A 23493-nucleotide genomic window follows, 5' to 3' on the forward strand; every position below is an offset into this window, starting at 1 on the left:
AAGAACCTATTTATAATAAATATTTATTCAATTAATAGAGCGAAAAGAAAAATAATGTGTTAATCTTATCTCGCTTTGAGTTTTTATGTATTGAATTTACGGATATTGTGCTGCGTTTAAGGTTACCGGTTAGGTTATTACTTGTTCCTGTACTGTACCTCCATATTTTTGAGCATGACTCAGGGAGGATATTGCCATAATTATGTGGCTGAATTTTAATTATTGACTTACAGGAAAATTTAGTATGTCGGTTTCTGGTAAAGTAAAGTTTTTCAACGAAGCTAAAGGCTTTGGTTTCATTGAACAAGAAAATGGTCCTGACGTGTTTGTACATTTCAGCGCAATCACTGGTTCTGGTTTTCGCACTCTTAGCGAAGGTCAAGCAGTGACATTCAGCATCAAGCAAGGTCAAAAAGGCCCTGAAGCTGAGAACGTAGAAGCAGCATAATTTATTATGTGAACCTTCGTTCATCTTGGTGAAACAGTTATCTGTTTCACCATAATTCCCCTTCTTAATATTCCTTATTATTTTATTTTAAAGCCATTAAACATTTTTCAATATACTTCTCTTATGCCTATAAAATCGTCTAACATTTTTTAGCAGCATTGCATTGTACTCAATTCAATATTTACAAAGTTACTCACAAAATCATCCGAGTAAGCAAAGTAAGATTTGAAATATAATAACTTTATTCTTATACGATCATTTTAGTGAATTAAGTAATACCAAACTGCATAAATCTTTGATCAATTTAACGAATTAAATTGCACTATAACGTCGTTAAAAACTTCGTATTTAGAACAACTAGATATAAAAATTTTTGCCTAGTTCTAGCGTGATTTTCTTAACATTAAATAGACCCCATATATAAGCAGGTTGGTTGAAAATTGCTCATGATAGAACAACTATATATTGTAATTTTGTCTTGTTATTAACTATTCCTTTATATCTTTTTTATCAGGTAGTTCTTTATTCATTATTTAGCCTAAACTCTGCTTACTAAGTTTATTAACATACCTATTAAAAATATCCTTGGTACTTTTTAATAGGTGATTTTTAGAGATAGTAAAGCGAATTCACGTGTTAATAGTTAGCCACTTGAGAGAGGTTTATTATTCAAGCTTGAGTTTATTTACTCCTTGTATAATCCTAAGTGCTAGGCTTCATATTGAGTTTGGGTATGTGAATGGATAAAAAATATCTGAGAGATGTTTTATTGTGCGATAGAGTGTTTATTTTTTAAGATAAAAGGTTTTAAATGAGTAAAAAAGTAAAGATATTCTCTGAAAGATAACTTTTTTAATATATGCGTATATTTATTTTTGTTTTTTTTTAGTTAAAATTCAGTTTTATCTAAATGTTGCATTTATGTTTTTTTTTATGAAGGTAATTAATATGAACATACCTGTTCAAAGGCTTTAGTCGCAATGTTAGTGAAGTTGTTGGTTATAATAATGTTAATATTTAAGTGTTAATACTTTAATGTAGCCTTGAGGTGGGATATTTATTTACGTTGATTGGTAAACATCAAGTTGACAGCGCTTATTGCATTTAGCATTATTGGAAGGTTGATATCTATTAAAAGATATCAGGGTTGTTCCCTATGGGGGATAATTAAATTATAAAAGTAACATTACTTAATTGGTTGGGAACTATGTCTGTTAAAATCAGAAAGAGTCTTGTAGCAACTGCGTTGGTTGGCGCATTTGCATTTGCAAGCAGCAATGTGATTGCAGATCCTTTGAATGACGTGCAAAAAGCAGGTCAAAAAATTCAAAAGGCTGCTGTTAAGTCTCAAACTAAAATTGACAATGTATACGGTCAAACTCAAGAGCTAATCGCTGAGTACCGTGGTATTGTTGATGAGACTGAACTTATGAAAGTGTATAACGATCACGTGTCACGTTTGGTTGATAGCCAAAATGCATCGATTGAATCGTTTGATCGTCAAATAGCGACTATTGACGGCACTAAACAAAACGTTGTGCCTTTGATGTATCGCATGATCGATACGCTTGAGCAATTCATCAAAGCGGACGTTCCATTTAATCTAGAAACACGTTTAGCACGTGTAGAAAGACTTCGTGAAATAATGGTCTCTGCGTCTGTAACGACGTCTGAAAAGTTCCGTCAAGTACTTGAAGCATACACAATTGAAACAGCATACAGCTCATTGGTTTCAGCTTCGCAAGGTACACTCGAAGTTGATGGTAAAAGCATTAATGTTGATATTGGTCAACTAGGCCGTATCACTTACGTTGCTCAGTCTTTTGACTTGAAACATGCTTGGGTGTGGGATAACAACACGAAACAGTGGAAAGAATTAGGTGAAGAATACCTAAAACCTGTTAAAGAAGTGATTCGTATGGCGCGTAAGCAAGCGACATTAGAACTTGTTAAACTACCAATTTTTGGCGCGGAGTAATCAATAATGAAGAAACTATTTAAAGGTTTTGCTGTTGCAGCAGTACTAACTGTTTCTGCAGGTACCGCGCTTAATGCACATGCAAATACTGGAGCTCTAGATAAAATTCTTGAGCAAGTTAAGCAAGAGCGTATCTCTGAAGGTAAAATTAACAAGCAACGTGAGCAAGAGTTCTTATCAGAACGTGCTGACAAGCAAGCATTACTTAACAAAGCGAAAAGCCAACTTGCTTCAGAAAAAGCTCGTGGTGTTAGCCTTGCAAAACAGTATGCACAAAACGAAAATACTTTAGCTGAAAAAGAGCAAGCTCTTCAAAGCGCTCAAGGTACTTTAGGTGAAATGTTTGGTGTTGTACGTCGTGCAGCTCAAGACGCTATTGGTTCTATTGAAGCATCACTAGTTAGTGCTGAAAAGCCTGGCCGTGCAGAAATACTACGTTCATTAGCAGCTGCTAAAGAACTTCCAACAGTTCGCGAATTAGAAGAACTTTGGATTTCACTTCAAACTGAGATGACTGAATCAGCTAAAGTTTCAACTTTTGAAACAGAGGTTGCTGGTCTTGATGGTAACCCATCAATGAAAAAAGTAACGCGTATCGGTAACTTTAACTTAGTTACAGATGATGGCTACTTGATTTATTCACCAGAGACAAAGTCTATCCAACCTTTAGGTAAACAGCCTGATAGCTATATTTTAGACGGTATCACAGCGCTTGAGAATACATCATCAGATAGCTACGCTGGTGTTTACATCGATCCGACTCGTGGTGCGATTTTACGTATCAATACTCAAAAAGCGACACTTATGGAATACTTCCATCAAGGTGGCGTAGTTGGTTATATCATCACAGCTTTATTAGGCTTAGGTATGCTAATTACTCTTATTCGCTTTGTTGACCTTACGCTTACTACAAGTAAGATTAAGAGCCAGCTTAAAAATGTTGCTACACCAAATACTAATAACCCACTGGGTCGTATTATTAAAGTGTACCATGATAACAAAGATCAAGATGTTGAAAACCTTGAGCTTAAACTTGATGAGGCTATTCTTCGTGAAACGCCACGCATCGAAGCTGGTATCAATATAATCAAGATTCTTGCTGCAATTGCACCTTTACTAGGTCTTTTAGGTACAGTAATAGGTATGATCTTGACGTTCCAAACGATTACATTGTTCGGTACGGGTGATCCGAAGATCATGGCCGGTAATATCTCTCTAGCACTTGTTACAACAGCGCTGGGTCTAATTGCTGCACTACCACTAATTCTACTTCACGCTTTAGTAGCTGGTCGTAGTAAGTCGGTATTACACATCCTAGATGAGCAAAGCGCGGGTATCGTTGCTACTCACGCGGAGAAGGAGAAAGCCTAATGCTAGTCCTGATGGAGATATGGGAATCTATCAGGGATTTTGTTGGCACAGGCGGCCAGGTTTTATACGTGGTCGCAATGGCACTCTTTCTTATGTGGGTTTTAATGATTGAGCGCTATTGGTTCTTACTTGCAGAGTTTCCTCGCACAGCGAAAGAAATTATAGCAAAGTGGGATGCCCGCCAAGACACTACGTCTTGGTACGCACATAGAATTCGTGAAGCATGGATTTCTGAAGCATCTGAGAAGTTAGATGCGCGTATGTTGTTGATTAAAACATTGGTGGCTGTTTGTCCTTTAATTGGCTTACTGGGTACTGTTACTGGCATGATTTCGGTTTTCGAAACTATGGCTAGTCAAGGTACTGGTAACGCACGTTTAATGGCATCAGGTATTTCAATGGCAACAATACCGACAATGGCTGGAATGGTTGCGGCGTTATCTGGAGTGTTTTTTAGTTCACGTCTTGAGACAAAAGCTAAAATGGTGAAAGCCAAACTTATAGATAGTATGCCTCATCACTAGAGAGAGAATTAAATATGGCACGTAAACAACGTTTTCGTGAAGAAGAAGATGCAGCGGTAGATATGACACCGATGCTTGACATCGTATTTATCATGCTTATTTTCTTTATCGTAACTACATCGTTCGTTAAAGAAGCTGGTATCGAGGTCAATAAACCAAAAGCAGCCCAAGCTACTAAGCAAAAAAATGCAAATATTTTTATTGCGATTCGTAGTAACGGCGAAATCTGGATAGATAAACAGCAAGTTGATGTTGAACGTATTTCAGCAAAGATCGAGAGTTTATTAGCAGAGCAACCTACTGAAGTTGTGATTTTGCAGGCTGATAAAGAAGCAAAACACGGTGTAGTGGTTAAAGTTATGGACCAGATTAAAGCGACGGGTGATAACCTGAGAATTTCAATAGCTGGAGATCAGTAATGATTCGTTTTCTGTTTTCACTGATTGCAGGTGGGGCAGTTACTTTCGGCTTGTTCTACTTCATGGCATTTCTCATCTCTGGTGGGGCTGACCGTAATACGGAACAAAAAGAGCAGATCATAGTCGAAATAATGACGAATCCGCCTGAATCTAAGGTGCAGGAGAGGAAGCGTGTACCGCCTCCGCCTCCGCCACCGCCAAAGCAGCCGCCTAAACCGCAGCCGCCACAGCCGGAGAATAATAATCCAAATCCTGGTGCTATGTCATTTAATATGGGAAGCATTGATGTTGGTAGTTCGGCAGGTGGACTAAGTGGTCCTGGTGCATTTGGACGAGATGGTGATGCGACACCTATCGTTCGTATAGAACCAAAATATCCAACGCAAGCAGCACGTGATGGTAAAGAAGGTTGGGTTCAACTTTCATTCACAATTGATGAGCTAGGTGGAGTAACTGACGTTGAAGTAATTGACGCCGATCCAAAACGTATCTTTGACCGTGAAGCTAAACGTGCATTGCGTAAGTGGAAGTACCGTCCTAAGATCATTGACGGAAAACCACAAAAACAACCAGGTTTACAAGTTCAATTAGACTTTAAACTTAACCAAGGCAACTAAGGAGGCGAGTAATGAGAAATTTTTCTAAAGTAACTGCGCTTGCAATTCTTATGTCTGTGTCGGGTGTTACTTTAAGTGCATCTGTTTTAGCAGCGCCAGATTACGCAAAGATTGAAGAGCGTAAAAAAGCAAAAACTAAAATCATGGGCGAGCGTACTGGTAAAAAAGTAATTAAAGCGTTTGACTTGTACAACGAAGAAAAAATTGACGAAGCAATTGTTTTGCTTAGAGAGATCGAACCTTCGAATGACTTTGATAAAGCGACCGTAAATCGTTACTTAGGTAGCATGTACGCTCAAAAAGAAAAGTATGACGATGCGATTAAATATTCTAAGCAAGCAGTTGCCCCTGATGTTTTGAACTTTGCTGATCAGGAACAAACATTAAAATTGTTAGGTGATTTATTTGCTGGTACTGAAAAGTACAAAGAAGCCAAAAAAGCTTATGTAGCTTGGATGGACTTTACCGGTGAAGAGGACCCTACGGTTTATACACGTATTGCTCAAGCTAACTATCAGTTAGAACAATACCGTGATGTTTTTGAACCAGCAGATAAGGCAATAAAGCTTCAAAAAGAGCCTAACAAAGGCCCTTACCAATTAAAACTTGGCGCATACTTTGAGCTTAAAGATTATGCAAACATGGTTAAAATTGGCGAAGAAATTGTCCGTGTATGGCCTGATGATAAAAAAGCTTGGGTTAGTTTAGGTAAGTATTACCTACAAACTGAAGATTATCAGAAAGGCTTAGCAACGATGGAAGTTGCATACAAGAACGGTTACTTCGAAAATGAAGTTGAGTATAAAGTTTTATCTAACTTTTATTCTTTAAATGAAATCCCTTTTAAAGCAGCTATAACACTTGAAAAGGCCGTTAAAACAGAGAAAGTAAAACGTACTAAGCAGAATGTTAGCGCGATTGCTAGTAATTACCATCGCTCTAAAGATCTAGAAAAAGCTGCTAAGTATTACGAAGAGGCTGCTAAATTTGATGAAGATGCTGAGCTTTACCGCAAAGCTGGTTCATTACTTTTACAATCTGAGAAGTTCAGTGCTGCTGTTGTTCGTTTGAACAAAGCACTAGAATTGGGTTCTGATAAAAAGGGCACAATTTACTCAGATTTAGCTGAAGCGTATTACTATCAAGGTAAGTATAAGCAAGCTCATGCTGCTATTACAAAAGCAATGGACGACCCTCGCACACGTAAGTTTGCAAAAGGTTGGGCTACGTATATTAAAGATAAAGCCGCTCGCAACGGTGTTAAAATTTAACTTTAATTTGTTTTAGCAATTTTTAAAAAGCCCCTCTGGGGCTTTTTTTATTGGAGTTATTATGTATAAAACATTATTTTTGTCATTACTATTGTGCTTGTTTTTAGTTGCGTGCTCTAGGCAGGAGCCGGTCTATAACTCATTTGAAGAAGCGCAAAGCGCTTTAAAAGATTTGAACACTTCACTGGTGCGAACTAATGTTTTAAACAGTGAAAATGTGACTAACGAGCAATTCGTTTTTTCGGATACTTACCTCAATAAACGTCACACTATCTATCAAAGTTTGATGGACATGCAGCTTAAATCAAACCAAATTGCACAGGTTAATTATCTCGTAATTGCGGAGCGCTTTCCCGCACGTTACTTTCCGTGGCCAGCTCAAGTTAATGTATTAACAAATATGCTTAAGCAGGATAGCTCAGATAAAGGGACTGACAATATTGTCACTTGGCTTAAACTAAATCAAAGCACATTAAACAACGCTAGACAAAGCAATTTAAAGTTAAATAAAGTAGAACTACAGCTGCTGAAAAGCTATCTATTGGGTGCGATTGACAGTTATGGTATTCAACCCGCTCTTAAAAGTCATATAAGGGCTTTTAGCGATTATTTGGCTAATTACAAGCCTCGTGGTAGCCTGGGTTTAAGAGGGTTACCTAATGGGACTGAGTGGTATCAAAGTAAACTTAACTATTTTAGTGGCGAAGTTCATTCACCGCTCGAATGGGTCACTCTTGTTAATGAACAAATAAAGCACTTAAGCATAGTAGCGTTTGAATACACATTATCGGTTTCTCATCAAACATCGTTTTTAGTTCAGTATTTGTCAGATGAGCAGCCAATTGAGGGGCTTGATTGGCAGTCTGCCTATCAAGATTTACCTACGATGGCGAGCAACATGAGTATGTCTGATAAAGATAAAATGCTTATGCTTGCAATGATGGAATCAGATATTGGTGTTCACTATCATGCTTGGACTTTACCACAAGCAAAAGTGAATCTAATGAAACGCCTAGAAATAACCCAACAAGAGGCTCAGTATTTAGTTGAAGATATAATACTCTACCCTGGGCAATCATTTAGCTTTATTAAAAAAATTATGCAGTCAAATCAAAATTTACTTGGATTCAAATAGTAAGTACATAACTTGAATGGATAGAAAAAGTGCTCAGTTGAATATAGACTGTTCGCTTTTTCTGCGACAAGATATATAACAATGAAAATATATAAACAACTGACCCACGCCGCCAAATTTATGCCTTAAAGAATACAGGGTTGAGTTCAAATAAAATGGCTATCCATCAATCTACGGTTTGTCGAAAGCTTTATCGCAACATAGGGAGGCGTGGTTACCCTTTAAAACACGCTATACTTATCTGCCCGTAAACACCACCAACACGATTATTATCAATTGATAGTAAAATAAAAATGGAGTCCTGAGAAAATATCTGTTGGTTCAAGACTGATGGTAATCTCCATATGAGCGATAAATTAGCAAATTGGGCGTTAGATAATAATATTGAATTACGGTTTACTCAGCTTGGTAAACCTTAATATTTACAATGATATTAGTGATTTATAAGATAGAACCACAGATTGATTATGGACATATAACAACGAACGGTTTAGCAATGGTCTAGGCGCAATAACACCGATAAAAACTTAGCTATGACAAAGCTGATATTCTACTGCAAGCAGCCATTAAAATTGGAAGATTTCCGGTACGCTAAAACAATAAGAACGTAAAAGTAATATTATTAATAATTGTCATTTCTATGTAACAATTGAGTAGAAAAGTTATCACTATTTCGCTATTATATTTAAGAGGTATAAGCTGAGACTTTCATTAGGTTGTTTCGACGTAGACCAGTTTTTGTGATGCCATTATTTAGTGTCATGGTAATTAACTTTAGACTAGGGCATTTAAAGGGTTAAGCTATGTTAGAGCAAATGCTATTAAATAAGTTAAATAGTAAAGAAAAATTAAATGATGAATCATTTGAATATAAAAGTATTTTTTTTAGTTCTGTAGCACCCGATCCAACCAATGGAAGGTTTTTACCGTCGATTTTTATAGGTGATGAGCACGCTAAGCTATTTGTTGCACGTAAATTAAGTAAAGGGCAACTTATCAAGTTGTATCACGCTGAAGATCATGTTCTGATTGGTAAATCAGTGATTATAAATTGTATTACGCGAAGTAACGAAGACAGAAAGCGAGCCTCACAAACGATAAATTCAATCATTGAATTAGGAGACAACATTTCAGTATCTGAAATGATACAAGTTCCAACAGTGTTTCCATTTGAAGATGGAAAATATCAAATTTTAACTGGACATAGACGATTTTTTGCATTGGTATATGCCAAAGGCTATGGAGCGGTTGCTCAGTTCAAAGTTTATGATACAAAGCCGCTATTGACAAAGGTAAAGCAGTTTCAAGAAAATGCAAGTAGAGAAGACTTACCTCAATATGGAAAGCTACAAGCTTTTTTAAATGCCCGTATTGAAATTGATACTCTTAATAAAGTTAGGGCATTATCTGGTATGTCACGATTAACTATAAGAGAAATAGTTTCAACCCTTGGTATTTCAATGGGTGCATATGATAATTACAATGTACTTGTTCGCTATCCATCAGTGACTATAGCCTATGAAAATGGCTGCAGTTATTCATTTATAAAAATGAAAAAACTTATACTATCGATAGAGAGTAATTATAAAACACAACACTTAAAATCAACCCTTGATGTACTTGATAAAAAAGCAATTTCGAAATTGATTGAACAGCAGATACAAGGGATTAGAACGTTATCAGAAAAAGTTCTGCCTTCATTTACTATTCAATCATTAAACTCCCAGAGTGGATTAAAAAAGCTATTAACTCAGGATGTTACTAAAATGGATATTAACGTGGATTGGGATACACTGGATTGGAAGGATAAAAAATCAGTAAGTGCTGCGTTAAATAAATTGGTGGATTACCTCAATAAAGTTTAAAAAGAATAAGGTAATCAATTCCCCGAAAAATAATAGAAGTCAAATGTAGAGTTTTCTCTTATTGTAAATATAGAGAAAATTATGAAAAAAATCATATTTTACTAACAGCCACATCTTCGCTATTTTAAAGCAAGCATTATGCGTCCTGCCTATTTCTGAGTTATTTTGTGAACATGGTATGTGTAGCTTAACCTTTTATAAATGAGATGCTGAGTGTGGTGGCATAGATGTGTCTTTAATGACGAGAATGAAAGAGCTTGCAGATCAAAACCGGCGCTAAAAAAAGATGTGTGCTTGGGAGCGCCTTAAGGCCGGAGTATTCAGGGAGCCATGGCAATAAAGTGGTAAAGACTTCTTAGCGAAAGCAACTTGTACATGAAGTCGTTAATACTCAAAAAATGAGTATTTCGTTAGTATGCCGTACGTTTATGCTAAGTGAAGCGTGTTGTCGATATTCGTCAAAGCTGAGTAATGAAAACCTTAGATAGCCGATTTGTTACTAGGAGCTGTTGATCTTTGCTGTATATAAATTGTTCACGCATGCACTGGCAGCCACATCATCAAAAAACTAAGCGTAACCATACTTGAATAATTACGCGATAACTTATCGTATCTTGTTGCTATCGCTCGATAATTTTTAATTCTACCAAACTTTTTGCATGAACGATATCGTTTACTTGTCCTTGTGAAAGCTCAAAGTAAACAGGTAAGCCGCCGCTATCTACCGCTAAATGGATCTTGGTTGAGTTGCCTCCTCGGCTTTTCCCTATGTCTTCGGTCGCTGAAGAAGCTGCCCCCGTTCCATGTTGATGAGCACTGATAATACTCCCATCTATAAAGAGCCATTCGACGTCTTCAGAATCCACTAATGTATTGAAAGCATGAGATAAAACCCCTTTGCTTGACCATAGGTTAAATCGTCGAAAGACCTTGCTCCAGCACCCAAATTATTTTGGTAAATCACGCCATGGCAAACCTGTTCGCATCCGATAGAGTATTCCTTCCATCGTTATTCGATGTGCAGGCTTATCATAAATTCTCCCTGAACTTAACATTGCTTTGTACAGGATTTCCCAACGTTCATCTGTTAACATTAGCTTTGGCATAGTGAGTCGCTATTTTTTGTTTTTGGCGAAGTAAATTATACCTGCTCACTATGCTGTTTAAAAAGTATACTTGAAAGATCAACAGCCCCTAGAGCCTGTTGACCTTTCAGGATTAAAATTTGTTCTATCTAGGGGCGATTTAATCGCGACGCGAGGTTTATAACCTAGTGGGCTCGGTAACTGCTCCTGCGTTACTCTAATGGCTTACATCCTTGTAAGAATAAGTAAAAACCGAGCAACAAAGAGTCAATCGTCTCTAGAAAGAACTCAAAGGGCCGCGCATGTTTGCATTTATGCTGCGTTATCGCTTATTTATGGGGAATAACCACACTACATAGGGCCTGCCTTGCCTAAATACCAAACAGTCTGCTGTAAAATCAATCACGAAAGGTCAACACACCCTAGGCCTCAGCGAATGGCAGCGTAATTTGGGGGTTGGCCTATGCTTTTTATATTTACGCAATGGAAAGGCTATACATTGAACCATAAGTGGGTTCAAAGTATTTACTGTGAACTCGAATTAAATCTCAGTATAAAACCAAATAAACGATTAAAGAGCGAAAAGCCAGAGCCACTATCAGTACCTAAATTTATTATCGAATGCTGAACAATTCTCAGATGGCAGAGCGTTTCATTTATTTAATGTAATTGATAATTTTAACCGAGAAAGACTGGTGATTGACGTTGATTTATCATTGCCAGTCGAGCATATTATTCGTTTATTAAATCAAGTTATAGAATAGCGGGGAGACCTAAAGCCATCAGATGTGATAATCAGGCTGAATATATTAGTCATAAATTAACTGACTAGGCACGAGGTAATTATATTAAATTACAGTTTATTCAACCTAGAAACTCACAGCAAAATGCCTATATAGAGCGTTTTAATCGGACAGTGCGTTATGATTGGTTAAGTCACTATACCTACAGTGATATTAGTGAGTTACAAGGTAAAGCCACAGAGTTATTATGGCCTTATAATGATGAAAGATCTAACATCGGGTTAGGCGGTATTATACCAATACAAAAGTTGAAGCAATTACATGACAGAGATTTTACTACTAACCCTCATTAAAAATGTGATACTACCATAAGTATTGTGAGTGTTTTAAACGATAACCACACTTACCTGTGTTGCGATGAAGCTCTCGACAAACCGTGGATCAGCTTATATTTACCTGACTACTTTTTTATCCATTCTATTTTAGTTGGAAAATAAAGCGCATAATGGAATAGTCTCTTCAGTTATGAACATGCATGAAAATATTTGTTTTTCTTTATCAATTATGGAATTATTTTTTTGTAAAAAAATGTAGCTAAAAGGTTTTTATTATACGTATAATAAGAAAGCATTTTGTAAACTATTTATAACATGGACTAGTAAGATGGGTAATGACGCATTAACGGAACTTAGCACTCTTTTAAATTTGCAAGAGATAACATCAGAAAACATTGATGTACATTTGATACATCATATTTTTAAGATAGCATATGACTTTGGCAATAAAGATGGTTGTAATGGTATTTATGTTTGCCCTTCATCTTCTTTTACTTTACTAAATGAGCGCAAAGTAGTTTGTAAGTAGAATTTAATATATCTATATTTTTTCTTGTTAATCATTAGCTGTAATTTATATTTATTAGATGCCTATTATAAAGAGAATATGTAATGTTCTTGACATATAACAAAGTTAAAGTTAGTTCTAAATAATTTACTTCACACGTAAAAATATTCTTGTCGTAATTTATAAATATGGTTTAGCCAAGTTCTAAAAGGCAATATGTTGTTCTAGTTTAATTTAGCGAACCAATTGAAATCTAATATGTTTTAGATGCAGACCCTTATAATCTGTAGTATGTAATGTTTGTTAATAAATATCTATTTTTCATAGGCATAGGCCTGTTTGTCAGCTATGTTTCCTCATTAACTTGACTGCACAAAAGCGATAATATGAAACAGGTTTTTTTAGAGCTCGGAGAGAAAGGAATAAAGCTTACTGTTGATGAACAAGGTAAATTATTGGTCAGGGGTAAAATTAAGTTTTTAACAGAAGAAGAAAAAGTTTTTTTAAAGAATAATAAATCGGAAATTATTAGTACTATCAAAAATAATCTTGTTGTTGTACCAGACAAACAACCTCAAGTTATTCCGGAGCGCTTAGGTTTAAACTCTGGTGTTCTGTCATTTTCTCAGCGCCGTTTGTGGTTTATTGATAAATTACAACAAGACTCTAGTGAGTATAATATTCCTATTGCCTTTAATGTTAAAGGGCACCTAAATATTACGCTTGTTGAAAAAACACTAAATGATGTAATTAAACGGCATCAAATATTAAGAACTATTTATCAGGACTATCAAGGTGAGCCGCTCCAAAAAGTTCTGACAGATATCCAATTAACTATAGATTATAAAGATTTTTGTGATATCGAATCACAGTACGAAACCGTGCAAGCGTACTTATGTGAAGAAGCAATTAGAGCATTTGATTTAAGCCAAGATTTAATGATTCGCGCTAGTTATGTTGCCTTAGATAATAAAGAAGTAAGTAGCAATGGTATTTTAACTTTTAATGTTCATCATATCGCTGCAGATGGCTGGTCTATGGATGTTTTAACTAGAGAGTTCTTTGTTATTTATCAGGCTTTTGAACAAGGCTTATCATCACCGCTTATTGATTTGCCAATACAATATTTAGACTTTGCCCATTGGCAACAAAATGAATTTAAACAACATCGACTGCAGTATCAGTTAGATTATTGGCAACGGCAATTACACGAAGCGCCTGTGCTACATCAATTATCTTTAGACAATGATAGACCAGCTGAAAAACAATATAAAGGCGATTTAGTTTCTACCGTACTAGATGAAAATATTGCTGAAAAACTATTGCAATTCGCAAAGCTTTGTCAATTAACGCCATTTATGCTACTTCATGCTGCACTGACATTGGTACTTAGTCGCCATAGTGGTAGTGATGATATTATTATCGGTAGTCCAGTTGCAAATCGCAGAGAAGCAACTCTTGAACCACTGATTGGCTTTTTTGTTAATACACTGGTGTTCAGGGTTAATACTGGGCATACCCATCTTCTTACATACTTTAAGCATCTCAGACAGGTACATTTGGAGGCACAAGATAATCAAGATGTTCCATTTGAGCAATTAGTAGAAGCGCTAAATGTACCAAGAAATAATGCTCATAGCCCATTATTTCAGATTTTACTCACAACCAATAATCAATTTGTAGCACATAAAGATGAAAAGCAACAATTGAAACTGGGAAATGCCTATTTGCAGCCAATGAGTGAGGTAAATCTCACGACTAAATTCGATCTTGATATTCACATGGCATTAAATAGTGATGGTGCCTCTACAGCTTGGACCTACGACGTATCTTTGTTTAACAAAGCACATATAGAACAGCTAAATCAACATTTATTGTCTGTGTTAGTGTCGTTTGCAGATATGGCTGATTTTGCGTCTGAAAAATTACAAAAGGTACCTATATCCGCTGTAAGAATGTTTAGCTCGGAGGAGAATAATTTAGCAGCTAAAATAGCGATAGGGCCACAGCTACCTCTTAACTTCACATCTATGCATGGTATGTTTGAACATCAGGTAATGATTAATCCTCAGAAAGTTGCATTAAAGAAAAATGATATTGAATTCACTTTTCAGACTCTTAATGAACGAGCGGACACTATAGCTGATATTTTAATTGCTAATTATGGAGTAACTAAAGGACAGCCAATAGGTTTATATGGTGAACGTTCACAATCTACAATTTGTGCAGTTTTAGCAATATTAAAAGCCGGAGCTGTTTATGTTGCCTTAGATCGTACTGCTCCGGCTGATAGATTAAGTTATATTGTTGATGAGCTAAATTTAGCATTAATATTGTGTAATTCAAGTGCGGATTGTCCAGGAAATTCGATTTCATTAGCTGTCATGGGGCTTGATATCCTCGAGAATGAAAATATTAACCATATAAACGTTAAGCGGCCCGAAATAACGATAGCCGATGCTGCTTATATCCTTTATACGTCAGGCTCTACAGGACGTCCAAAAGGAGTGTGCCAAAAGCATGGCACATTGGTAAATTTGGCTAGGCATCAAGCTGAGATTGATGGCATCACTCAAGCGTATAATACATTACAATTTACACCATTAACGTTTGATGTATCAGCTCAAGAATTGGCAACTAGCTGGCTGACAGGGAGTTGTTTAACATTAATTTCTCAACAGCAAAAAGATCAGTTGGAGTATTTGGCTGAGTTGTTATATCAGCAAAATATTGAACGCTTATTTGTGCCTCCAGCTGTGCTTGATTTAATTACTGAGCATGTCAATACGACAGGTAATGGTTTACCTTGTTTAAAAGAGGTGTTTGTCGCTGGTGATGTGTTTAAAATGACCAAAAATATCCAACAGTTTTTGATTACTCATCAACAATGCAAACTGTATAATCATTACGGTCCTACAGAGACTCATGTCGCAAGTACTTATCGAGTATTAGTTGAAGATTCAGGTGATATAAGTATTGGTAGATCGATTGCTAATACTTGTTGTTATGTTTTGAGTTCAGGATTAACTCCAGTACCATTAGGATGTGTCGGAGAGTTGTATATTGCTGGTCAAGGCGTTGCTCTTGGTTATGTAAATAATCAGAAACTGACCAATGAGAGCTTTATTTACTCTGAGTTATATGATGAGGTTTTATATAAGACAGGTGACTTAGTTCGTTATAATAGTGATGGTCGTCTAAATTTTATTGGACGAGTTGATAATCAAGTTAAAATTCGCGGATTTAGAATTGAATTGGGTGAAGTAGTTCATGCGATTGAAGCGTTGGAAAATGTTGATTCTGTTATAGCAGAGGTTAATGAAGTAACTGGAAATAAACAACTAGTAGCATATGTTCGTCCTTGTCTCACATGTGAGACAGAGGCAAAAGAGCATGCTCTAATAGAAACAATAAAGGTTACACTTAAAGATTCACTACCTGGGTATATGATTCCGAGCGTATTCGCTGTAATTGCTGAATGGCCGTTGACTAGTAATGGTAAATTAGACAAAAGTGCTTTACCCCCTGTCGTTTCTATCCAATCAAATCGTAATTTAGTTGCACCTGATACTGATACAGAATGGCAGCTTGCTAAGATCTGGTCTCGTCTGCTCAATATTGAGTTGCCACAGTTATCTACAACAGATGATTTTTTTGAGATGGGTGGTCATTCACTGTTATCGGTGCGATTGGTATCAGAAATCCGCGAGCTGTTAAGTGTTGAAGTGACGGTAAAGCAAATTTTTTCGTCGAGTACAATTAAGCAATTAGCTTACCTGATTGGTTGTAGCAGTAAAGTAGTGAGGCCTCAAATTTTATCGCAGAGTCGTGAACAGAATGAATTTGATTTGTCTTTTGCACAGCAAAGGTTATGGTTTATAGATCAGTTTCAGGGTGGATCTCCACAATATAATATGCCGATGGCGTTTCAGATAGAAGGCTCATTTGACCTAATTAGTGCAGAGCAGGTTTTGACAGCAATAGTTAGACGGCACGAAGTGCTTAGGACCGTTTATCGAGAAAGTGAAAGTGGGCCAAAACAATACATTCTGCCAGCACAACCATTTATCATTCAGCGCCTAGATTTTGGTCATTTGGCTCAACAATCTCAGTCACTAGTTAAACAACAACTATTAGAGGATGCACAAACTCCTTTTGATTTATCGGCCGACTTAATGCTAAAGGCAAGCTATATCTCTTTATCTGAAGCTCGAGGAGTATTAATGCTTAATATGCATCATATTGCATCGGATGGCTGGTCGTTAAATCAGCTAAAACGTGAGTTCTTTATTTTATATCATGCATTCATAGAAGGTAAACCAAGTCCTCTTAACGAATTGTCCATCCAGTATGCTGATTTTTCTCAGTGGCAACGTAATTGGTTGCAAGGTACAGTGTTGCAACAGCAGTTGGATTACTGGCAAACTAAATTAAATAGTGTACCAAGTGTTCACAGTGTGCCACTAGACTTCCCCAGACCAGCAGAGAAGCAATATTCAGGTGCTATGGTAATGAGCCGTGTGCCTTTGCAGGAGGCTCAGCAACTGTGCAAAATGGCTACAGATTATCAAATGACTCCGTTTATGTTACTGCATGCGGCATTAGCATTGACCATTAGTCGTTATAGTAATACATTTGATATTGTTATAGGTACGCCTGTGGCCAACAGAATGCAAGTTGAAGTTGAACCTTTGATCGGATTTTTTGTTAATATCTTGGCACTTAGGGTGGATACTGAGCAAGCGTCGTTTGATACTTATTTAACGCATGTTAGAGAGACCCATTTAGACGCTCAAAGCCATCAAGACTTACCATTTGAGCAATTAGTTGATGCGTTACAAGTACCTAGAAGTGAGGCACTTGCACCACTTTGTCAATTGATGGCTTCTTTTACTGGCCAACTAGATAAGCAAGATTACACTATTCCCATTTTACCTAACCTTCAATTAACGCCATTACTGGCTGATGCTTGTATAGCAAAATTTGATATCGAAGTTGAGTTCTCTCTCTTAGAAGACGGATTACAAATTAATTGGATTTATGATCAATCATTGTTTACCCACTCACATATAGAGGAATTAAGTCAGCATCTTAATTTGTTAGTAGAACGCCTGGGGCAAGGCGATATAGCACATATAAATAAGCAGACACCGATAGAGCTAAATGTAGTGCCAAATGAGTTAAGTGATTATTTGGTTAAAGCTTTGAATAATAATGCTTGTGAGTATGAACGTGCTTTATGTATACATGAACTTTTTGAGCAGCAAGTCCACCTTGCTCCGGAACAAATTGCATTGGTATATCAGCAGCAACAATTGAGTTATAAGCAACTCAATTGTAAGGCTAATCAACTTGCCCATTATTTGCTTGATCATAGTACTGTTAAGTCTGATATTTTAATTGGAATATGTTTAGATCGGTCACTCGAAATGATTATTGCTACTTTAGCAGTACTTAAAGCTGGTGGGGCGTATGTGCCATTAGATCCTAGTTACCCTAAAGCACGATTAGACTATATGCTAAAGGATTCTGGTATAACAACCATTATTACAAAAAAATCGACCACTAATGAAATCGATCTTGTAGGATACCAAGCTATAAATATAGATGAACTATTTTCGCCAAAAGATGTGTTATTCACGCAATATAGTGATGAAAATATAGCAGTTACACAATTGGAGCTGTCATCTACGGACTTAGCATATGAAATTTATACTTCAGGGTCCACAGGAAAACCTAAAGGAGTGTTACTTGAGCATCGGGGGATCGTGAATTTAGCAAAAAATCAACGCGTTGCTTTTAACATTGAACCTAGCTGTAAAGTATTACATTTTGCTTCTATGAGCTTTGATGCTGGTACATGGGAATATGCTATGGCGTTATTAAATGGTGCTACCTTAGTGATTACTGATAAAGACCAGCGTATATCACCTGAGGCTATTGGTAATTTACTATATGATGCAAAAATAACACATGTGACCTTGCCTCCTGCTTTTCTTGCAATGATGAATTTTAGGTCTGATCTGGCACTACAAGGGCTTATTGTGGCTGGTGAAGCATGTGATCCTGAATTAGTTGACCTTTGGTCTGAAAAATACCCCTTTTATAATGCTTATGGACCAACAGAAGCATCAGTGTGTTGTTCGTATCAAAGACTTTATCCTGGAATGAAAATAACGATTGGTAAACCGTTACATAATGTGAGTTTGTATGTTTTGGATAAATACCTTGAATTGGTACCGCCTGGTGTTATTGGTGAGCTACATATTGGTGGTGACGGTCTTGCTCGCGGTTATCATCAGCGTCCAGAAATGACAGCCGAAAAGTTTATCATTAACCCATATTATAATTTAACTGGGCATCGCGATAGTGAGCTTATTTATAAAACAGGTGATCTGGCAAAAATACTGCCGGATGGTAATATTGAATTTGTTGGACGTATTGATGCACAAGTTAAAATACGTGGTTTCAGGATTGAATTAAGTGAAATTGAAGCGCAACTTAGTCAATGTAACGAGTTGGATTCGGCACTAGTGGTAGTAAAAGAGGCCAAAAATGGCACTAAATTTTTGGTTGCTTATATTAACCCCAAAGATATATCACAGTCACTTTCATTGGCCGAGTTGACTTTTGCAGTGCAGACGCAGCTTTCAGTCAATTTACCTGATTATATGGTGCCCACATCCTTTATTAAAATAGACAGCTGGCCATTGACTGCAAATGGTAAAGTGGACAAAAAAGCATTACCAGAATTAGTTGGTGATTCAGCGCAATTAGTATACATAAAACCTGAAACAGTAACAGAGCAAACAATGGTTGATTTATGGTCCGAGTTATTGGGTATCGCACCAGAAGAAATAGGGTGCAATGCTAAATTCTTTGAAATGGGAGGCAATTCAATTTTGATAACCAGATTAGAAACTTTGATCCGTAATCAATTTTCGGTTGAGTTCTCTATAAAAGAGCTATTCGCTATAACGGTATTAAAGGATCAGTCATTGCATATTGATTATCTTTTAAGTCGTTTATCTTATCAAGCAACAGATAACGAAGAAGGGTTTGAGGAAACGGATTGGTAAGTCAACCCATCTATTTATCATAACAGCCAAGAATACCTTTATTGAATGTCAAATAACGATACATTTTTATGGGTAAAAGCAGGATGTGGTTCAACAGGTTTCTGCTTTTGCAATTAAGAGAATTTAACAAATATAAATTAGAGTTAGTCAGTCATTATGGAAAATATCAAACAACTGCTAGTTGAGCTTGAAAGAGCTGGGATCAGGCTATACCTTGAAAACGAAAAGTTAAAATCAAAGGCAAAGAATGGTGCTATTACAGCAGATATTGCAGCAAAAATTAAAAATAATAAAATGGCCATTATTGATACTTTAGAAAAATTGAGTAAAGTCCATTCTGTTAGTCAGCTGACTGTTAGAGAAAATAAGACAAACTATCCGATCTCTTTTGCGCAACAGCGTCTATACACCTTAGATCAGATCCAAGGTGGTTCGATTGAATATCATATGCCGATGGCATTTAAACTATCTGGTGATGTTGATATTTCCATATTAGAACGTGTATTTACTAAAATTGTTGAGCGACACCAAGTGCTCCGAGCTATATTTTGTCAAAATGAAAAAGGACTAGTGCAGACTTTACGTGAGGTCCAAGATTTTGCTATCAAACACGTACAGTCTAACATTGATGATGAGAAGTTACAGAAACAAAGTATAGCTGAATTTGTTACCAGTGAGTCGAAAGAAACTTTTAACCTGGAAAAAGATTTTATGATCCGAGTCAGTTATCTGACTTTACCCGATGATAAAATACAGCAAGGTGTTTTGTTTATTAATATGCATCATATAGCAACGGATGGGTGGTCAATGGAGATACTGCTCAGAGAGTTCTTTACTTTGTACCAAGCTTATAGTGCTGGTAAAACCAATCCACTGACTAAATTAAAAATTCAATATAGTGATTATGCTCAATGGCAAAGGGATTGGTTACAAGGTGAAATACTTGAGTCGCAAAAGACTTATTGGCAACAGCAATTAGCTGATTTACCTATAGTGCATAGCTTACCTCTTGATTTTCCGAGGGCTGAGATTAAATCTTATGATGGGGCATTAGTTTTTCGAGAATTCCCCGCAGATCTTTGCATAAAATTACAGGCACTGGCTAAACGTTTTTCGCTGACTCCATTTATGTTGATGCATGGTGCGCTGGCATTAGTGCTTTCTCGTAATAGCAATAACCATGATATTGTCATTGGTACGCCAGTTGCCAATCGCAGACAATTGGAACTAGAATCACTAATTGGGTTTTTTGTTAATACTTTATTGCTAAGGCTTAATGTTAGCAACCAATCACTTCAAGATTTTTTTGAGCAACTTAGGCAGGTGCATCTAGATGCACAATCGCATCAAGATTTACCTTTTGAAAAGCTGGTTGAAATATTAAAGGTACCTCGTAGTACTGCGCATAGCCCACTATTTCAGATCATGTTAACGACTAATTCAGACTATGGTGTTACTCACAAAGATAATGGTGACACGGATCTAGCTGGAGTAACTATTTCACCACTTCATGGTGAAGAAATATTTACTAAATACGATCTGGATATCAATGCGACCTTAAGTGAGCAAGGAGGGATGATAGAGTGGACTTATGATGTGGCTTTATTTTCTCATGGTCACATCGAAAGTTTGGCTGATCATTTACAAAATACTTTACAGTTTTTAGCTGATTGGGATGAAAGTAAAAATTGTACAACGGCCTCGGTCGAAATGTTGACTCAGCGGGAATTGATTCAGCTAAATAAATTTAATGATAATAAAGTGAGTTATGCCAATGACTTATGTATTCATGAGTTATTTGAGATCCAGGCAGCAGCTAACCCTGAAAGTATCGCACTACACTTTGCTGGACAGTCACTTACTTATAAAGCGTTAAATATCAAGGCAAATCAACTTGCCCATTATCTTCGTTTTGAACATAATATTGGCCCTGAACGTGCAGTCGGTTTGTGCGTTGAACGTTCGCTAGAAATGGTTATTGCCATGATGGCAATCCTTAAAGCAGGCGGAGCATATGTACCGTTAGATCCAGATTATCCTGAAGCGCGTTTGGCCTATTTGATTGATGATGCATCATTATCCGTGGTGTTGAGTCAACGTGAAGTAATGGCCAAAGTGACATTACCAGAAGCGAATATGGTCATGCTGGATGGACTGATAGGATTATCTGATAGTAAGTATTCGTGTTATTCACAGAGTAATTTAAGCCGAGATGAAAGTGGTGTAAATGAAACTAATTTGGCATACCTTATTTATACATCCGGTTCAACAGGAAATCCTAAAGGCGTAATGATAGAGCACCGTAATACGGTGGCAATGTTACACTGGGCTAAACAAGCATTTAATGATTTTGAGTTGGAAAAAGTACTTGCCTCAACATCGTTAAATTTTGACCTTTCAGTATTCGAAATTTTCTTGCCGTTATGTTTTGGTTATCAAAGTGTGATTGTGAAAAATGCTTTGGCATTGACCGAGCAAAAACTTGATATAAGTATGATTAATACAGTTCCTTCAGCGATGAAAGCTCTGCTGGAGGCAAATGCGTTACCCGACAGCTTAAAAGTGGTTAACCTCGCTGGTGAACCGTTAACTGCGCAACAAGTTAACTTGATTTTCGATATTTTGCCAGGTGTTGCAGTTTGTAACCTTTATGGACCTTCTGAAGATACTACTTACTCGACTTATGCTAGATTTACTTCACATCTAAACCGAGTGCCAGATATTGGCAAAGTGATTACCAATAGTCAGGCATATATTCTTGGTTTTACTCAGGAAAGGTTACCAATTGGCAGTATCGGTGAACTCTATTTAGGTGGTGCAGGTGTTGCTCGAGGTTATTTAAATCGTCATGAACTAACAAGTGATAGTTTTATTAATAATCCTTACTATAAAGAAAAGGGTGTTAATAATAGTCCGCGTTTGTACCGCACAGGAGATCTAGTACGCTATTGCGACAATGGCTGTTTAGAGTTTATTGGTCGTATGGATGATCAGGTTAAGCTACGTGGTTTTCGAATTGAATTGGGAGAAATTGAACATCGTCTTAACCAACTAACAGAAATAACAACGTCGTTAGTTGTTACTCGAACATTACTAAGTGGTGGACAACAATTAGTCGCTTATATACAGCCCTGTCTCACGTATGAGACAACGATAGATGAAGAAAATGAATGTTTTTTTCTGGTGAAAATTAAACAAACTATTAGTGCTAACATACCGAGTCATATGGTACCTAATCAGTTTGTGTTAATGGCTCAATGGCCATTAACACCGAATGGTAAAATAGATAAAAAATTATTGCCTGCGCCGAATAGCGATCTTTCAACACAAGAATATATTGCGCCTGAAAATGAAGTTGAACTTCTTCTAACTCTACTTTGGGCTGAGCTATTAGAACTCAAAAGTGAAAAAATAAGTACCACTGCAAATTTCTTTGAGTTGGGTGGCCATTCATTATTGATCATGCAATTAATCTCAAAACTTCAACAACATAACTTGATTTGTTCAGCTCAGCGTTTGTTTCAGGCTGAAAGTTTAGCAATGATGGCGGAAGAGATCTCAACTTCAATTTGTTCGCAAGATAAATATCAGATACCGGATAGTATGATCCCCGAAAACTGTGAAAATATTACGCCTGCAATGCTTCCGCTGGTTGAGCTGTCACAAAATGAAATTGAGCAAATAGCGGCGAACGTAAACGGTAATATGACTAACATCCAAGACATTTATCCATTAGCACCACTGCAAGAAGGTGTATTGTTTGTCCATACAATTAACCCTAGTCAAGACCCGTATGTAACGACAGCAAGCTTTGTTTTTGGTGATGTCGAAGCCCTAAATCATTTTGAAACACAGATTGGCTGGTTAATAGATCGACACGATGTTTTAAGAACGGCCATCTTATGGCGTGGTCGTCAACAAGCGTTACAATTAGTTCAGCGACACGCTCAGTTACCTGTAATTAAATTAGATTTGCGTGGCCCAGATTTAAAAACTGCTTTTGAAAATTATGTTACACAAGGGCCCCATGGGTTTGATTTGGAAACGGCACCTTTGATCCAACTCGCCATTACTGAGGCGGATGAGCAGGGACATTACTTTGCATTACTAAAGTT

At 36.8% G+C, this 23493-nt stretch carries 11 protein-coding genes and 2 pseudogenes; 12 read left to right on the forward strand and 1 reads right to left on the reverse strand.

The genetic code is table 11. The annotated features are described in order from the left end of the window. The first annotated feature begins 244 nt into the window (after positions 1-244). The 9 genes from ACJJVZ_RS09785 (at position 245) to ACJJVZ_RS09825 (ending at position 9628) form a co-directional block, all read left to right on the forward strand. Positions 245-448, forward strand: coding sequence for a cold-shock protein (locus ACJJVZ_RS09785; protein ID WP_138584805.1), 204 nt, complete (start codon positions 245-247; stop codon positions 446-448). A gap of 1207 nt (positions 449-1655) precedes the next feature. Beyond that, a complete protein-coding gene (locus tag ACJJVZ_RS09790) occupies positions 1656-2426 on the forward strand; it encodes a DUF3450 domain-containing protein (RefSeq protein ID WP_077537656.1) in 771 nt (256 codons plus the stop codon). A 6-nt stretch (positions 2427-2432) separates the two neighbouring features. Continuing rightward, positions 2433-3797 (forward strand): MotA/TolQ/ExbB proton channel family protein, encoded by a 1365-nt coding sequence (locus ACJJVZ_RS09795; RefSeq protein WP_405600064.1) that lies wholly within the window; start codon positions 2433-2435, stop codon positions 3795-3797. After that, positions 3797-4321 carry a MotA/TolQ/ExbB proton channel family protein gene (locus ACJJVZ_RS09800; RefSeq protein WP_077537658.1) on the forward strand — a complete coding sequence of 175 codons (525 nt, stop codon included), beginning with the start codon at positions 3797-3799 and terminating at the stop codon, positions 4319-4321. The genes ACJJVZ_RS09795 and ACJJVZ_RS09800 overlap by 1 nt, the downstream gene beginning before the upstream one ends. A 14-nt stretch (positions 4322-4335) precedes the next feature. Next, complete coding sequence (locus ACJJVZ_RS09805; protein WP_077537659.1) at positions 4336-4740, forward strand: biopolymer transporter ExbD; 405 nt, start codon at positions 4336-4338, stop codon at positions 4738-4740. After that, positions 4740-5357 (forward strand): energy transducer TonB, encoded by a 618-nt coding sequence (locus ACJJVZ_RS09810; protein WP_007583869.1) that lies wholly within the window; start codon positions 4740-4742, stop codon positions 5355-5357. The genes ACJJVZ_RS09805 and ACJJVZ_RS09810 overlap by 1 nt, the downstream gene beginning before the upstream one ends. 11 nt (positions 5358-5368) lie before the next feature. Continuing rightward, the gene (locus tag ACJJVZ_RS09815) at positions 5369-6628 is read left to right on the forward strand and encodes a tetratricopeptide repeat protein (protein ID WP_405600067.1); all 1260 of its coding nucleotides are present in this window, start codon (positions 5369-5371) and stop codon (positions 6626-6628) included. A 61-nt stretch (positions 6629-6689) separates the two neighbouring features. Next, positions 6690-7763, forward strand: coding sequence for a hypothetical protein (locus ACJJVZ_RS09820; RefSeq protein ID WP_405600070.1), 1074 nt, complete (start codon positions 6690-6692; stop codon positions 7761-7763). Between the two features lie 803 nt (positions 7764-8566). Beyond that, entirely contained in the window at positions 8567-9628 is a 1062-nt protein-coding gene (locus tag ACJJVZ_RS09825; protein ID WP_405600072.1) for a hypothetical protein, read from the forward strand. A 534-nt stretch (positions 9629-10162) separates the two neighbouring features. On the opposite strand, the pseudogene ACJJVZ_RS09830 reads toward ACJJVZ_RS09825, so the two are convergent. Next, a pseudogene (locus ACJJVZ_RS09830) lies at positions 10163-10734 on the reverse strand (IS5 family transposase). Between the two features lie 401 nt (positions 10735-11135). Between ACJJVZ_RS09830 and ACJJVZ_RS09835 the strand changes: the two are divergent. From ACJJVZ_RS09835 to ACJJVZ_RS09845, 3 genes and pseudogenes are all read left to right on the forward strand, one after another. Next, positions 11136-11809: pseudogene (locus ACJJVZ_RS09835) on the forward strand (integrase core domain-containing protein); the annotation flags it as partial. An 876-nt stretch (positions 11810-12685) separates the two neighbouring features. Further along, positions 12686-19378 carry an amino acid adenylation domain-containing protein gene (locus ACJJVZ_RS09840; protein WP_405600074.1) on the forward strand — a complete coding sequence of 2231 codons (6693 nt, stop codon included), beginning with the start codon at positions 12686-12688 and terminating at the stop codon, positions 19376-19378. A gap of 156 nt (positions 19379-19534) precedes the next feature. Continuing rightward, on the forward strand, positions 19535-23493 hold a 3959-nt coding region (locus ACJJVZ_RS09845; protein WP_405621624.1), incomplete at its 3' end, for an amino acid adenylation domain-containing protein.

The sequence above is a fragment of the Pseudoalteromonas sp. Ld19 genome, from assembly GCF_045064135.1.
GTDB classification, from domain to species: Bacteria; Pseudomonadota; Gammaproteobacteria; order Enterobacterales; family Alteromonadaceae; genus Pseudoalteromonas; species Pseudoalteromonas aliena.